14 protein-coding genes and 1 tRNA gene are annotated in these 14,692 nt (G+C 61.9%); 6 read left to right on the forward strand and 9 right to left on the reverse strand.

The features are described 5' to 3' along the window. Both IAU67_RS03630 and IAU67_RS03635 read right to left on the reverse strand, forming a co-directional pair. Entirely contained in the window at window positions 1-1,212 is a 1,212-nt protein-coding gene (locus IAU67_RS03630) for an amidohydrolase (RefSeq protein ID WP_151843128.1), read from the reverse strand. Window positions 1,213-1,233: 21 nt separating this feature from the next. Then, on the reverse strand, window positions 1,234-2,601 hold the full coding sequence (locus IAU67_RS03635; RefSeq protein ID WP_151843129.1) for a DUF4921 family protein: 1,368 nt from the start codon (window positions 2,599-2,601) through the stop codon (window positions 1,234-1,236). 58 nt (window positions 2,602-2,659) lie between these two features. Here IAU67_RS03635 and IAU67_RS03640 point away from each other — a divergent pair, with 58 nt between their 5' ends. After that, window positions 2,660-3,073 carry a hypothetical protein gene (locus IAU67_RS03640; protein WP_151843130.1) on the forward strand — a complete coding sequence of 138 codons (414 nt, stop codon included), beginning with the start codon at window positions 2,660-2,662 and terminating at the stop codon, window positions 3,071-3,073. On the opposite strand, the gene IAU67_RS03645 is transcribed toward IAU67_RS03640, so the two are convergent. The 3 genes from IAU67_RS03645 to IAU67_RS03655 form a co-directional block, all read right to left on the reverse strand. Continuing rightward, window positions 3,070-3,822 (reverse strand): amino acid ABC transporter ATP-binding protein, encoded by a 753-nt coding sequence (locus tag IAU67_RS03645; protein WP_151843182.1) that lies wholly within the window; start codon window positions 3,820-3,822, stop codon window positions 3,070-3,072. The genes IAU67_RS03640 and IAU67_RS03645 overlap by 4 nt on opposite strands. A 65-nt stretch (window positions 3,823-3,887) precedes the next feature. Next, window positions 3,888-4,817, reverse strand: a complete 930-nt coding sequence (locus IAU67_RS03650; RefSeq protein ID WP_151843131.1) for an amino acid ABC transporter permease — start codon at window positions 4,815-4,817, stop codon at window positions 3,888-3,890. Further along, complete coding sequence (locus IAU67_RS03655; protein WP_151843132.1) at window positions 4,814-5,791, reverse strand: ABC transporter substrate-binding protein; 978 nt, start codon at window positions 5,789-5,791, stop codon at window positions 4,814-4,816. The genes IAU67_RS03650 and IAU67_RS03655 overlap by 4 nt, the downstream gene beginning before the upstream one ends. A gap of 43 nt (window positions 5,792-5,834) precedes the next feature. On the opposite strand from IAU67_RS03655, the gene IAU67_RS03660 reads away from it, so the two are divergent. Together IAU67_RS03660 and IAU67_RS03665 are read left to right on the forward strand one after the other, a co-directional pair. After that, window positions 5,835-6,350: a methylated-DNA--[protein]-cysteine S-methyltransferase gene (locus tag IAU67_RS03660; protein ID WP_151843133.1), complete on the forward strand. Its 516-nt coding sequence runs from the start codon at window positions 5,835-5,837 to the stop codon at window positions 6,348-6,350. Window positions 6,351-6,452: 102 nt separating this feature from the next. Beyond that, window positions 6,453-8,387, forward strand: coding sequence for an acyltransferase family protein (locus IAU67_RS03665; protein WP_223111907.1), 1,935 nt, complete (start codon window positions 6,453-6,455; stop codon window positions 8,385-8,387). Here the strand turns inward: IAU67_RS03665 and IAU67_RS03670 are convergent. After that, window positions 8,362-9,747, reverse strand: coding sequence for a PepSY-associated TM helix domain-containing protein (locus tag IAU67_RS03670; protein ID WP_225723596.1), 1,386 nt, complete (start codon window positions 9,745-9,747; stop codon window positions 8,362-8,364). The genes IAU67_RS03665 and IAU67_RS03670 overlap by 26 nt on opposite strands. 144 nt (window positions 9,748-9,891) lie before the next feature. Between IAU67_RS03670 and IAU67_RS03675 the strand changes: the two genes are divergently transcribed. Next, a tRNA-Leu gene (locus IAU67_RS03675) sits at window positions 9,892-9,965 on the forward strand. A 25-nt stretch (window positions 9,966-9,990) separates the two neighbouring features. Here the strand turns inward: IAU67_RS03675 and pdxR are convergent. Then, window positions 9,991-11,331 (reverse strand): MocR-like pyridoxine biosynthesis transcription factor PdxR, encoded by a 1,341-nt coding sequence (gene pdxR / locus IAU67_RS03680; RefSeq protein WP_151843134.1) that lies wholly within the window; start codon window positions 11,329-11,331, stop codon window positions 9,991-9,993. Between the two features lie 81 nt (window positions 11,332-11,412). Between pdxR and pdxS the strand changes: the two genes are divergently transcribed. Further along, window positions 11,413-12,315: a pyridoxal 5'-phosphate synthase lyase subunit PdxS gene (gene pdxS / locus IAU67_RS03685; protein ID WP_151843135.1), complete on the forward strand. Its 903-nt coding sequence runs from the start codon at window positions 11,413-11,415 to the stop codon at window positions 12,313-12,315. A gap of 34 nt (window positions 12,316-12,349) precedes the next feature. Beyond that, complete coding sequence (gene pdxT / locus IAU67_RS03690; protein WP_425321391.1) at window positions 12,350-12,928, forward strand: pyridoxal 5'-phosphate synthase glutaminase subunit PdxT; 579 nt, start codon at window positions 12,350-12,352, stop codon at window positions 12,926-12,928. Between the two features lie 46 nt (window positions 12,929-12,974). On the opposite strand, the gene IAU67_RS03695 is transcribed toward pdxT, so the two are convergent. Further along, a complete protein-coding gene (locus IAU67_RS03695) occupies window positions 12,975-14,216 on the reverse strand; it encodes a type II toxin-antitoxin system HipA family toxin (protein WP_151843137.1) in 1,242 nt (413 codons plus the stop codon). Continuing rightward, window positions 14,213-14,464, reverse strand: coding sequence for a helix-turn-helix transcriptional regulator (locus IAU67_RS03700; protein ID WP_151843138.1), 252 nt, complete (start codon window positions 14,462-14,464; stop codon window positions 14,213-14,215). The genes IAU67_RS03695 and IAU67_RS03700 overlap by 4 nt, the downstream gene beginning before the upstream one ends. Window positions 14,465-14,692 lie beyond the last annotated feature (228 nt).

A 14,692-nucleotide genomic window follows, 5' to 3' on the forward strand; every position in this document is an offset into this window, starting at 1 on the left:
CTAGTCCTTCCACAGGTAGCTCAGCGTTGCGGCGATAGCCGCCTTTTCCGCTGCCTTGACCGAACCCGCCGTGGGGTGGAACAGCGGTGAGTGGTTCCCCGGAATGTCGGTGCCGGAATCCCACACCTCCTGCTCGGTCACGCCGACCGTCCAGAACAGATACGGCACACCAAAGTGGCGGGGGATTTCCGAGAAATCCTCGGAGGCTGTCCACGGTTCGGCGTCGATGGATTTATCCCCAAATACCTCGTCGAAGATGGGGCGCACGTGGTGGAACACGTCGGCGTCGTTGTCCGTGAGCTCACCGTGGGCGCTATAGGTGATGATGGGATCCTTCATGCAGCCCGACGCCACGCACTCACCCCGAATGACCCTCTCGATAGCCGCGTAGGTCTTATCGCGCACGGCCGTGTCATAAAAGCGACAGTTGAGAACCAGCGTGGCGGATTCGGGGATGGTGTTGTTCGTGTGCCCGGAGCTGAGCGTGCCCACCGTCACCACAGCGAAGTCCGACGGGGACACTTCGCGGCCCACGATGCCCTGCAGGCGCACCACGATGAGGGCGGCCAGGTAGGTGGGGTCGATGGATTGGTGGGGCTGGGAGCCGTGCGCGGACTTGCCGAACAATTCGACGGTGATGGTGTCACACGCGGCGAGTACCGGTCCCGGGGCGGACATGATGGTCTCGGGCGCACCAGCCACGATGTGCTGACCGAGGCAGACCTCGGGGGTGGGGATCGCCTCGGCCAGGCCGTCCGTGATCATGTTCGATGCGCCCTGGGTGACTTCCTCCGCGGGTTGGAACAGGGCGGTGAACGTACCCGACCATATGTCACGACGTTCGTCGAGCACAGCACACAGGGCGATGAGTGCGGTGGTGTGGGCGTCGTGTCCACAGGCATGCATCACCCCGTCATGGGTGCTGGCGTAGGGCAGCCCGGTGTTCTCGGTGACCGGCAGCGCATCGAAATCGGCGCGCATGAGCACATTCGGGCCTTCGCCGTTGGTGAAGACAGCGGTGATTCCGTGGCCGCCGATGCCGGTGGTGATCTGGCAATCGAACTCGCGCAGCTTTTCGGTGATGAAGCGCGCGGTGTTCTCTTCCTGCAGGCTCAACTCCGGGTGGGCGTGCATCCATTCGTAGAAGTCCCGGGTCCAGCTCAAGTCCGGGAGATCATGGTTGATGAAATTAGAGATCTTAGCGGCAGTCATGACCCACAGTGTACGCCCGTGCTAGCGCACGGCCGGGTTGTACTTCAGAGAGTTCGGGCGGAAATCACATTCATCGCCCAGGCGAATCCCCGGAGCCAGGCGGCCCTCCTCACGGGCCGTGGTGAGCGTGGACAGCACCGCATCCTTGAGATCCATGGGGCTGGTGGTGTTGATGTAGATCTTCGTGCCGCCCTCGAAACCGGCCAGGGTGGAGACGCGCCACTTGATCACGATGCGCCACGGCATCGGCACATCCACATCCAGCGGACGGTGTAGCCACTCCTCGTTGGTGGGGATCAGCGGGCCGGAGGCCACATGGCAGGCGTGCACAAGATCCGCCATGGAATCCCGTTCCTCATCGCTCATCAACCACGGCTCCGTGGTCGCAGACTTGGAGAACACCTCAAGGGTGGGCCAGCGGTGCCCGAAGCCGGCAAAAGCGATGGCATGGTCATTTTCCGCGATGACCAGGTTGTGGCGGGCCGCGTAGTCCACGGCCCACTCGTTGTACATGTTCGGGTTGGAGCGCACCTGGGCGATCTCCACCTCGTTTTGCAGGCCGTGCTCATCGATAGCCACCAACTGCTTATGCAGATGCTCGATGGACGCGCCCGCAGGGGAGAGCCAGTTCTGGAACGCCGCGACGTAGCGCACATAGCGGTTCTGGCGGTAGAGCTGATCCATCCCATCCACAGTGAAGGCAATGAACAGACGGTGGTGCTGCCAACTCAACTCGCCGGAGCTGGCCAGCTGATCGGTGGTGGTCGCGCCGGGAATGTAGTGGTCCCGGGCGATGATCACATCGTGCCCACCGGCGAACAGCATGCGGGACTTCTCGTAGAGGGTCTGCATACGTCGGTCCTCGGTGAACTGAGCATCAATCTCCTCGGCGGGCATGCCCTGGGTCTGCCACTTCTGGCGCAGGATGGACTCCACGTGATCCTGGCCCTCCGGGGTGGACAGGTAGTCGGTCATGTGCATGCCGGCAGAGGCATTCATCTGGTAGCCGTAGTTCAGCAGCCAGTAGTCATAGGTGAGGATCTCATAGAGATTGGCCACACGGCGAAAGAGCGGATCGGTGGAGTGCAGCTCAGTGGTGGGAACGCCGCGCACAATGCGTGGATCCCCGTCCTCGTCGATGATCAGGCGCGCCTTTTCCGGCGGCGTGTCCAGCATGTTGTCCAGCCCAAACACGGACGCCGCGTCCCTGTTGTCGATCGGTTCGGCGGAGTTTTTGTGCTCTTCAATGATGTCTTTGGGGCGATCGCCGCGGCCGCGCACCGTCCACACCTCGGTACCGGAAAAGGGGTTGACCTGCTTGATTGTGCCGTCTGGCAGCGTGGTCAACGGGGGAACGGGCGCGGGACGCGAGGAATTTGAGCCAATCACACTAGGGATTCTAGTGCAGATATCGACCAAAAGGGACCTGTGTGCCACACTAATGTGCATGCCTACTATTAAATTCCGGACCCTTGCCACCGCCGAGGAGCACAACGCCATCGAACAGGATTTCCGATCGATGATTGCCGCCTTAGAAGGCGCCTTGGATGCAGACTTCACCGTGACCACGGGACTGGCCCCGGATCCGGAGCTGGTGGCGACGTGGGTCGAGCTCCACGGAGGGAGCGAAAGCGACGACTTGAGCGATCTCAGCGAGGACGATCCTGATGCGCAGCCCACCGGCGGGGAGCTCACGGTGACCGTGCGCGACTACACCATGGGATCCATTTCGGGGCTGACGATGAACTTCGCCGAGCTGCTCACCACACGCGAAAAAGACCCAGCGGAGCCGTTGCTACGCCAGGTCAAAGACGACGCCGGAACTCCACGTGTTCCCTGGCACGTGGAGGTACGGCCTTAGAGCAAACTGGAGAGGAATTCCTTCGTACGCTCGTGCTGAGGGTCGTTGATCACCTGCTCTGACGGCCCGTGCTCCACGATCACGCCACCATCCATGAAGGCCACTGTGTCCGCCACCTCGCGGGCAAAGCCCATCTCGTGGGTGACGACCAGCATGGTCATGCCGTCGTCGGCCAGGCGGCGCATCACGTTCAACACTTCACCCACCAGCTCCGGGTCGAGGGCGGAGGTGGGCTCGTCGAAGAGCATCAGCTTCGGCCGCATCGCCAGGGCGCGCGCGATGGCCACGCGCTGCTGCTGTCCACCGGACAGCTGCACGGGGTAGGCGTCCGCCTTGTGCGCCAGCCCCACCTGTTCCAGGAGTTCCTGGGCGTGGGCGATGGCCTCGTCCTTGTTTTCTTTCCGCACCTGGATCGGTGCCTCGATGATGTTTTCCAGCACCGTGCGGTGGGAGAAGAGGTTAAAGTGTTGAAACACCATGCCCACTTCCACACGCTGGGCTGCCGCGTCCTTCTCCGAGATCTCGTACAGGGTGCCGTTTTTCTCCCGGTAGCCGATGAGTTCCCCATCGACGTAGATGCGTCCCGCGGTGATCTTTTCCAGGTGGTTCACGCACCGCAACAGGGTGGACTTACCGGAACCAGACGGGCCGATGAGGCAGGTAACGGTGCCGGCGGGGACGTCGAGGTCGATGCCTTTGAGGATCTCCAGGCGACCGTATTTTTTCCACACGTTCTGGATGGAGATCATGGTGTCCGCAGAGGCGGCTGCGCTGCGGGATTCTGGTGCAGGGGTGGTGCTCACAGTCATGTCTCCTAGTTGTCGGTGTTCTTGTCGTTGACGGTCACGTTGCGGGGCAGTACTCCCTCGGCATCCGCGAGAGCTGCCAGCTGGCGGGAGGTCAGGTTCCGGGAGGAACCGCGTGCGAAATAGCGTTCCAAATAGAACTGGCCGACCATCAGTGCCGAGGTGATGACCAGGTACCACGTGGCGGCCACCAGCATGAGGGGCACTGGCTGGAACAGGCTGTTGGAGATGTCATTCGCGCGACCGAAAATCTCAGCCGTGTAGGGGATCGCGATGACAAGCGAGGTGGTCTTCAGCAGGGAGATGAATTCGTTGCCTGTCGGAGGAATGATGATGCGCATGGCCTGTGGCAGGACGGTCCGGCGCATGTTCTGCCACCACGTCATGCCGAGCGCCTTGGACGCCTCGGACTGGCCTTCGGGGACGGCCTGAATACCCGCGCGGACGATCTCAGCCATGTAGGCCGCTTCGTTCAATCCCAGACCGATGATGGCCAGCAAGAACGTGTTGGACAGCAGCTCCTGCAGGTCAAACTCGGTCACTCCCACATTGAGTACCTGGTAGATGGAACCCACAAGACCCCACAGCATCAGCTGCACGTACACCGGCGTGCCGCGGAAGATCCACAGGTAAACCCATGCCACGCCGCCCAACACGGGGTTGGGCGACATACGCAGAATCGCCACGATGGCGCCGACGATCAATCCCAGCGCCATGGAGAAAATGGTCAGCAAAATGGTCTTCCAGGCTGCCACCAGCAGGCGAGTATCGAAGAGATATTGGAAGTAGGTATCCCAGTGGAAGGCTTCGTTGCGCGCTGAAGAAATGACGAAGAGCGCAGCCAGGACGAGCAGAATGGCCGCCGCGATCCAGCGTCCGGGGTGGCGCAGGGGAACGGCCTTGATTTCCTTTGGCATTTTCTTTGTATGCGGGGTCATGGGCGTGTCTTCTTTCGGCGAGGGGAGTGCGTGCGACGCGACGTCTGTGGTGCGGTGCTGACGGGGGAGGTGAAGGGCTGTGCATTGAAGGTCACTGCATCAATCTTCGCCTCTTCCAGCCCCCACGGAGCCATGATCTTGTCGTAGTCGCCTGTGTTCATCATGTGCTGCAGGGCTGCGGCGAGTGCTGGCCCCAGAGGATCATCCTTGTTTACAGCCCAGCCAAAGGGCGCTGTGTCGAAGGCCTTTCCCACTTGGACAAGCCGATCGTCGCTGCGCTTGACCGCGTAGGAGATGACGGGGGAGTCCGAGGAGAACGCCTGGGCACGCTTCAGAATCGTGGCTGTGGCCGCTGCATCGGCGGTGGGGTACACCATTTTCTTGATGGCGGGTTTTCCGTGCGCCACGCACTCGTCGGATTTCGACTGGACCTCGTCCGTATCGGAGTAGGTACCCTGCTGCACGGCCACGGTCAAGCCGCAGGGGTTGTCTGGGTCGACTGCGTCCTCGTTGCCGGGCTGCGTCGCCCAGGCGATACCAGCGCTAACGAAGTCCACAAAGTCGTAGACCTTCTGACGTTCCTCGGTGTCCGTGAACGCGGAGGCGCCCACGTTAATGGTGCCGGCGGAAATGCCCGGAAGAATCAGGGTGAAGTCCGTCTGACGTACATCCACGTCCAGGTCCAGGATGGATCCCGCGGCTCGAATGAGGTCCATTTCAAAGCCGATGATCTGTCCGCTGGAGTCTTTGAATTCATTCGGTGCATACGGCGGGTTGGTTCCCACAATGATTTTTCCCTGCTTCCGAATCTTGTCGGGGACGAGGGCTGCGAGTTCTGGAACGGGCTCTGGGGCGATGCGGACCCAGCCTTCGGGGTTGCCCTGTTCTTCGTTCGTGACGCATGCACCCAAGGTCAGTGCCATTGCACAGGCGAGGAGGCCTGCGCCAGCTGCTCGGGAGTAACGGTTCACCATGACGGGAAGTATAACCGAATACCTGTATATTATAGAAAGCGTTATGGCACCGCGTGTACACGTTTCCCACTTCGCCGAAGTCCCCTCACCGCTGGGGACCATCACCGTCGCGACTGATGGTCGTGCGCTGACGGGCTGCTGGTTTCAGGGGCAGACGTATTTCCCGATATTCGACGCCCAGCTGTGCGTCCCCGCGGCCTCCCATCCCATTCTGGCCCGCGTGGCGGAGGAACTCCGTGAGTATTTCGACGGTGGTTCTGTGGAGTGGACGGTGCCTCTGGCCCCGGCGGGCACCGCGCTTCAACAACAGGTGTGGCAGCAGCTCCGCACCATCCCGCGGGGTGAGACGCGTACCTATGGCGAGATCGCCGCAACGATTGGCCGGCCACGTGCCGCCCGTGCCGTGGGGCAGGCTGTGGGCCGCAACCCCCTCAGCATCGTGGTGCCCTGCCATCGAGTCGTCGGCGCGGATGGTGCTCTCACGGGCTATGCCGGTGGCATGGACCGCAAGATTCATCTTCTGCGCCTTGAGGGAGTACTGCCGTCGGCGTCGGTATGAATCGGAGGAAGCCCCTGAGCAGTAGTTCTCCATGCCCCGCGAGCTGCACGCTTGCGAAAAGACACTAAAAACATAGACGGGTGAGTGCTAAAGTAACTCCCTATGCGCACCTCCTTTAGTCTCTTTGAGCCTTCAGAAACCACGCACACGGCCACGTCGCGCGCGCATTCCCAGCCTGGCCCGTTGATTGATCTGGATACGTCCCCAGCTCAGTGGTCTCAGCCGGCTCAGATGCGTCGCTACATGATCCGCAGGGTTCCCGGCCTGGACGGATTGCGCGGCCTCGCGGTCGCCACAGTGATGATCTATCACTTTTTCGGCGACGTGCTTCCCGGAGGCTTCCTGGGTGTTGACCTGTTCTTCGTCCTCTCCGGATTCCTTATCACCTCCCTGCTGATTCGCGAACACGCCGTGTACGGGCGCATCAGCCTCAAGCAGTTCTGGACCCGGCGCGTGCGCCGCATTCTCCCCGCAGCACTGACGGTGCTGCTGATTACCAGCGCCATCGTCGGCATGCTCGGGGGAGACCTGGCGGTGGGGCTCGGCAAGCAGTTCCTCGGCACGCTGTTCTTCGTGAACAACTGGGTGCAGATCGCCGATTCCCAGAGCTACTTCGCGGATTCCGGGGTGCAGATTTTCGCCCACTACTGGTCGCTGTCCGTGGAGGAGCAGTTCTACGTCATCTGGCCGCTCATCGTGGTGGGGCTGTTTGCCCTGGCACGCAAGGGGCATCGGCGCAGCGCCCCGCTGCTGGGGCTCTTCGCCGTGGTGGCTGGTGTGGCGTCCGCCGTGGCGATGGCCACGCTGTACTCTCCGGATGCCGACCCCACCCGTGTCTACTACGGCACGGACACCCACGCTTTCGGCCTGCTGATTGGTGTGACCGTGGCGGTGCTCCTGACGGATTCGCGCCGGGTGTTCGTGGACTCCTGGCCTCGGAAGCACTCGTTTGCCGCAGGCTCCGCTGGAACTGTGGGGCTCGTGGCGTTGGTCTTGTTCTTCCTGTTCCTCAAGGACACCTCGGCGCTGGCCTATCAAGGAGGAATTGTCGCAGCCAACATCGCAGGAGCCCTGGTTGTCTGGGCGGTTGTGAACGAATCCGGGCCGGCGTCCGTATTTTTCCGCGTGGCCCCGATGCGGTGGTTGGGCGATCGCTCCTTCTCCCTGTACCTGTGGCACTGGCCGGTGGTGAAGATTGCCGACCGCCTGATCGATACGGATCTGTGGTGGCTGCCGGGCGTGGTCGCCGTCGTGATTTCCTTGCCGCTGGCTGACCTGTCCTACCGCCTGATTGAAACTCCATTCCGACGCCGAGGTATCCGCGGCACGTTGTCCTCGTTGAAGGGCAGCTGGACCGTCGTCGCAGCAGTTGTGGTGCTGTGTTCTGTCGCGGGAACCGTGTATGGTGTGGCCACCGCTCCGAAGAAAACCCAGTTGGAGCAGCAGCTGGAGGCCGCGGCGGCGCGTCAGACGAAGCCGGCGGAGAAGGCGGATATCGCAGCCCAGTCGGTCTCTCGTACGATGCCGACGGGTGACCAGATCACGGGCATTGGTGACTCGGTGATGCTGGCCAGCACGGAAGGCCTGGAGGATCTCTTCCCAGGTATTTACGTGGACGGCGAAGTATCCCGTCACTACGTCGCGGTTCCGGATATTGTCAGCGCGATGGAGGCCAATCAGACTCTGGACAAGTTCGTGGTGCTGGGATTCGGCACCAACGGCGAGGCCTTCCCGGGCCAGCTCGATGACATCATCGACCAGTTGGGGCCTGACCGCGTGATTGTGCTGATGAGCCCCTACGGGCACAAGGAATGGCTCGATGGCGCGCGCGACCAGGTCTACGAGTACGCCAGGAAGTACCCCAATGTGTATGTGGGCGACTTCTGCAACCTGGCCGCCGAGGACACGTCCGTGCTTATTGATGACAAGATCCACCCCGCGCCGGCAGGCCAGAAGGTCTACGCGCGGGCGGTGAAGCAAGCGTTGCAGCAATGGGTGGACGATGACAAGGTTATTCCGCCGAAGTGCGTGGGCTAGTGCGTTTGCCTGCATACTGGATGCACGCGCCCAGCAGGATCACCACGACGAGTGAGGCGGCGAATAGTGGGGCGATGATCGAGTAGCCGATCAGTGCTGCGATCAGCGCGATGCGCACGCCCAGGGACGTCTGACTCCACCGGAAGGACGGAGCGAGTGTGCGGGCAGCGTTTTTCCGCACGCGCTGGAACCACATGATGTAACCAATCACGATGGCGGCCATCAGCCCCAGCGCCAGGACTGCCAGCGCAATCTGGCTGTAGATGCCAAACAGGGTTCCCATGTGCAGCTGTATGGCCCACGTGGTCAGCCGTGCGGCGATTGGCCAGTCGGAGAACTTCAGGGTGTTGGCCACGGACATGGTGTCCGGGTTGATGGCCACGGCGTCCGTGGAGAAGGAGAAGGGTTGGCGCGTTTCGTTCACGGTCCACAGCGCGCCGGGCTCTGCCGGGCTCTTAATGTCCAGCACGCCGGTGAGGCCGGCCTGCCGGGCCACGGCATTAATGTGCTGATAGACATCCTGAGCGGCGTGGGCGGCGTGGTGGTCCGCGTGTCCCATCTCTGCAGCTGATGCGGCATGCTCAGCGTGCGCGTTCGCTGCGGCGGGATCTGGGGTGGTGTGATCGCCGGCACCGTGATCGGTGTGCTCGGGTGCGGTGGCGGAGATGCTCGGGGTTTGCCACTGCAACTGCTCGCGCACCGCGGCGATGTTATCACCTGCGACCAGCGACCAGGACAGGCCAGACGCTCCCAGGAACAGCATGCCGAGTGCGATCCACACACCGATGGTGCTGTGCCGGCCCACGTTCTTCATACGGGCAGACTGTGCGCGTGTGGCGTTTTTCTTGGTTCGCTTGCGGGTGGTCCACCAGAGGAACAGGCCCGTGATGGCGAACGGGGCGAGCCACGAGGCTGCGATTTCGGCGTAGATGCGGCCGGGCTCGCCGAGCCAGAGGCTGCGGTGGCCTTGGGACAGCCACGTGCGGAAGGGCAGTGCTGCGGATCCGCCGTATTGCACGAGGTCGCCCTTGATGGCCAGCGATGCTGGGTCGACGAACACGGCGTGTGTGTAGCTCTTGGAGGGCAGATCGGGATCTGCGAACAGCACTCTGGTGGTGGCCTTGGGGTTGTCACTGGACTGGACCCTGGCGATGTCCAGGGTGGGGTATACGGCGCGTGCGGCGTCCACCTGCTTGTCCAATGATTGTGCTTGGCCGCCGTCGGCTGTCATCTCTTGGTGGTAGAGACCACGTTCGATGGTGGGGGCGAGGGCGTAAAAGAAGCCACTGAGCGCGGCTACGAACATTAATGGGGCAATGAAGATGCCACCCAGCGTATGAATCCTTCTGAATATAGACACAAATTATTAGTCGCGAAGGACCATGAAAGAGTTCCACAGTAGATAACTCACAGGGGAGTAGGGAACCCCCGCTCGAGGCTCGTACATGGTATTTATCTGCACGTTTGTGGCTTGTGACGGGGGTAAGGTAAAGTGTCCGCTATCGCCCTTGTAGCCCAATTGGCAGAGGCAACGGATTCAAAACCCGTCCAGTGTGAGTTCGAGTCTCACCAAGGGCACGCGAGAAAAACACCCCTTGATCCCTCAAGGGGTGTTTTTCAGTTCCTCAGCAATGATCCCCAGCGCCTCCTCCAGTTCACTATCGCTTAAGTGGCCGAACCCAAGCACAATGCCTTCGTCCGCGTGGGCGCCGCCCCAATAGCCGGCCAGGAGTGTGAGCCCCACGCCACGCCGCCGGGCACGCGCGCGCAGCGACTCAGGATCGCGGCACAGCAGTACCGCGTGGAGCCCGCCGTTGATCGGCAGCAGCGTGACATCCGGTATTCCCTGAAAAGAGTTCGTGACCAGGTCGCGGCGGCGTCGGTAGGAACGGCGAACACGGCCCGTATGCCTGCGCAGAGCACCGCTGGCGAGGTAGGTGGCGAGGGCCTGTTGAGTGATGCTGGAGACGGGGCAGCGGAAGATGTCGCGGATCTGCTCCACGCGGGGCATGAGGGAGGCGGGGAAGACCACATAGCCGCAGCCGATGGAGGGGGAGATCACGGAGGAAAACGTGCCGAGCAGGATGGTGTGTTCGGGATCGAGGCTAGCCAGCGCGGGTAGTGGTTGGCCGAGATAGCGCAGTTCGGAGTCGAAGTCGTCTTCGATGAGCCAGCGTTCGTTGTCGCGTGCCCAGGCCACGAGTTCGGTGCGTCGGGTGGCGGACATGGATGTGCCGTAGGGGTATTGGTGGCTGGGGGTGGCGATGACGGCGTCCACGTGGGTGGTGGGGAGGGTGAGGCCGTCACCGTCCGTGGGGATGTCCACCAGGGTGTGGCCGAGCGCCGTGGGGATTTGGCGCAGGCTGGGGTACCCGGGTGATTCGACGCCCACTGTCAGGTTCGACGGCTGCGTTTTCAGGAATAGTTCCATGCCGTCGCGGGCACCTGCGGTGACGACGATGCGGGACGGGTCGATGGAAAAGCCGCGCATGTGGCGCAGGTGGTGGGAGATCTCGCGGCGCAGAGCCTCGAGGCCTAGGGGGCTGAAGAGGTCCGTGGGATTGGCTGCCGCGTCTCGCCATGCGGCGCGCCATTCGGGGGTGACGAGTCCACGCGTGTCGGGCAGTCCGGGGGTGAGCTCGTTGAGAGGCTGCTCCGGGGGTGACGCCGAGGGGAGAGTGAGGGGGTGGAGCGGCTTGGGGGTGAGTGCGGGGTTGATGTGCGTGCCGGATCCGTGGCGTGCGACCAGGTAGCCTTCGGCGATGAGCTGGTCGAAGGCGGTGACGATGGTGCCGCGGCTTACCCCCAATTGTTCCGCGAGGATGCGGGTGGACGGGAGTTTTTCGCCGGGCTCTAGCAGCCCCTCGGCGACGAGCGAGCGGATACTGGCGCATATTTGCACTGGTAGGGGGCGTGCATCCGAGTGGTCCAGAACAATGTTCATAGACACACTCTAAGTGGTCTAATTCAATTGGTCTATAGTGGATCTTGTTCTATACCACTTGAAAGATGGATGATGGTGTCTATGACTGACGAGAAGACTAACAACCGTACCGGAACCACCCGCGTGAAGCGCGGCCTGGCAGACATGCTCAAGGGCGGCGTGATCATGGACGTGGTTAACGCCGAGCAGGCAAAGATCGCCGAAGACGCCGGCGCCTCCGCCGTCATGGCACTGGAGCGCGTCCCCGCTGACATTCGCGCGCAGGGTGGCGTGGCCCGCATGTCCGACCCAGACCTGATCGACGGCATCGTCAATGCCGTGTCCATCCCTGTGATGGCCAAGTCCCGTATCGGCCACTTCGTGGAAGCCCAGATCCTGGCAGAGCTGGGCGTGGACTTCATCGACGAGTCCGAGGTTCTGAGCCCAGCCGACTACACCCACCACATCAACAAGTGGGACTTCGACGTGCCGTTCGTCTGTGGTGCAACCAACCTGGGCGAGGCCCTGCGTCGCATCACCGAAGGCGCTGCCATGATCCGCTCCAAGGGTGAAGCCGGCACCGGTGACGTGTCCGAGGCCGTGCGCCACCTGCGCACCATCAAGTCCGAGATCGCCCGGATCCAGAAGCTGGATCGCGACGAGCTCTTCGTTGCTGCCAAGGAACTGCAGGCACCGTACGACCTGGTCGCCGAGGTTGCCGAGACCGGCAAGCTGCCCGTAGTGCTGTTCGTCGCCGGTGGCGTAGCCACCCCAGCCGACGCCGCCCTGGTGCGCCAGATGGGCGCCGAGGGTGTGTTCGTGGGCTCGGGCATCTTCAAGTCCGGAAACCCATCGGCTCGCGCGAAGGCCATCGTCAAGGCTGCTACCGCCTACGATGACGCTGCAGTGCTCGCCGAGGTCTCCCGTGGCCTGGGCGAGGCCATGGTGGGCATCAACGTCAACGACGTTCCCGCTCCACACCGCCTGGCAGAGCGTGGCTGGTAAACCGGTGCCTGCTGCGTCTCCTGACACGGCTCCCGTGATCGGTGTGCTCTCCCTGCAAGGCGGAGTGGAGGAACACCTGGCCATCCTGGAGCAACTCGGCGCGCACACGCGCCGTGTGCGCCTGCCCAAGGACCTGGATGGCCTGGATGGCCTCATCCTGCCCGGCGGAGAATCCACCGTGTTCGACAAGCTGGCCCGAACCTTTGAGCTGGCGGAGCCCCTGAAGGCTGCCATCGAGAGAGGGCTGCCCACCTTAGCCACGTGCGCCGGTTTGATTTATGCGGCCCGGGAGTTAGAGAACCCGGCGTCGGGACAACAGACATTGGGCGTGCTGAACGTGACGGTGCGGCGCAATGCCTTCGGTAGTCAGCGCAACTCCAGCGAGCGGATCCTCACTATCGACGGTGAGACGGTGGAGTCCAGTTTCATCCGCGCGCCGATCGTTACCGCGGTGGGCGACGGCGTGGAGGTCCTCGCCTCGACTCAGGATGCGGATGAGGAGGACGTGATCGTGGCGGTGCGCCAGGGGCACATCACGGCGGTGAGCTTCCACCCGGAGGAAAACGGGGAGACCACGCTGCACGCGGCGTGGCTGCGCGGCTGCCGATCGTAGGTGGTGTTGCTTCTGGGGCAAGCGTGATGCAGGTCGTTGCTGTGCGTTACCCCAGGGCATCCAGCCACAGGTTTCGCCGCTTGCCGAGGACGCGTCGGAGATCGCGTGCTCGGCGAGTATCGAAATCTGTGGCCTGGATGATTTTCTCTGCAGCTCCTTCAGTGGTTGCTAGGGAGCGATCCATCACCGTTCGGGCGGCCCGATCGCTCAAGCCGATTGAGCGGGTGAAACTGAGAAACTTTTTTCCGCTCAGATTATCTGTGGCCCCGGCAACGCTTAAGGCCAGCGTGTGATCGCCATAGGGGAGAGTACTGGGAATGTCATATACCGGAGCTAATTCAAATCCCTCGCCAGTGTTGATCACGGAGATATTTTTTGCGTGCATATCGCCGTTGCCTGTGAGCCATGCGAACGCCACGAGATAGGCAATTTTCTGGGCATCGAGTGCGCGGCGCCTGCTGACCGTGAGGATTGCGGAGGCAACGTCTTCCATGGTTGGGGAGTACTTTGCTGCCGGGGGAATATTCAATAATTGTGCAGAGTCCTCCACGGGGAACAAGGTGTCACCGTGTCTATCAAATCGGGTGACCAACAGCCCTGAGCGGCCGTGTTTGTCGTGGATGACCGTGGCTGAGGCGGCAGGGATCCATTTTTTCGCAGAACGGATCATCTCAAAGCAGGCCGATTCATTTTCGACGAGTTTCGGATATTCCGGTGGTGAGACTTTCAGGATATAGTCCACGCCATCGGATACTGTGGGTGCGGCAATGGTGCGGGCCGAGGCTTTGTCCTGGACACCAGGTAGCGCCGAGGGATCCACAATACCGGCGCTGGATAGCGCCTCAGTGAAATCCAGGTCCTCGTTCATGGTGAGTTGTGCGCTGTGAGGGTGGGGACGTTGCCCCTGGGGGACCACTGCCACGTTGCCGATGGTGTTGGCGCCCACGTGAAGGAGCAAACCCAGCTCATCGTCCATGGAGACCTTGGAGTTTTTCTTCAAGGTAGACAGGCGCCGGCCCTCAGGAAGAAGGTTGGAGAAAAATGCAGGGAGAGCTCCGCCCGTGGTGACGGTGGCGTTGTCCCGCACGGGAAGGGTGGTCGCGACGGCCGGTCCACCGTGTGCCAAGGTTTCCTGATTGTAGAGAAATTCTGTGGTGCCATCGCTGTACGACGTGAGGTTCCCCACCAAGGCAGCGCCGACCCACACGTCGGCGCGATGGATGGCATGGTGCGCTGTGGTGCTGTTGTGGGGCAGGGAATTGCCCTGGGGCGGGGTGTTGTTGCTCATGAGTTGTGGCCCTGCGTGGCTAGCTGAAAGTGGTCCACATAGACCTGATTATGAGGAACCGGTTCCAGATCGAACCCTAGAACGGACAAGACGGCAATGGTCTTGTCTAACTGGGTTGTGTGCTTGCCGTTTTCCAGCTCCCGGATGAACCTCTCGGACACGTCTGCAAGGTCAGCCAGATCTCTTTGGGTGAGCTGTAGTTTCCGGCGTTGTTCGCGGGCGAAGATGCCGATCTCGGAAGCTTTCATGATGGCTCCTTTTCAAGGGCGCGTGGCGTTGGGATGAGTTGATCGGCACGAACGTGCTGATTTATCCATGATATACGGCCGTGTCGCTTCGGAGCAAGCATTTTCGGCATGATCGTGCCGAAAAAGGCGATAATGAGCTCGCGGTATGACTTACCCCTAGAACTTCGGCACGAACGTGCCGATTATGTGTGCTGTGGCCAGATCGCCTCATCCTGATGTCAGGGGCGA

Source organism: Corynebacterium zhongnanshanii, assembly GCF_014490575.1.
Lineage (GTDB): Bacteria > Actinomycetota > Actinomycetes > Mycobacteriales > Mycobacteriaceae > Corynebacterium > Corynebacterium zhongnanshanii.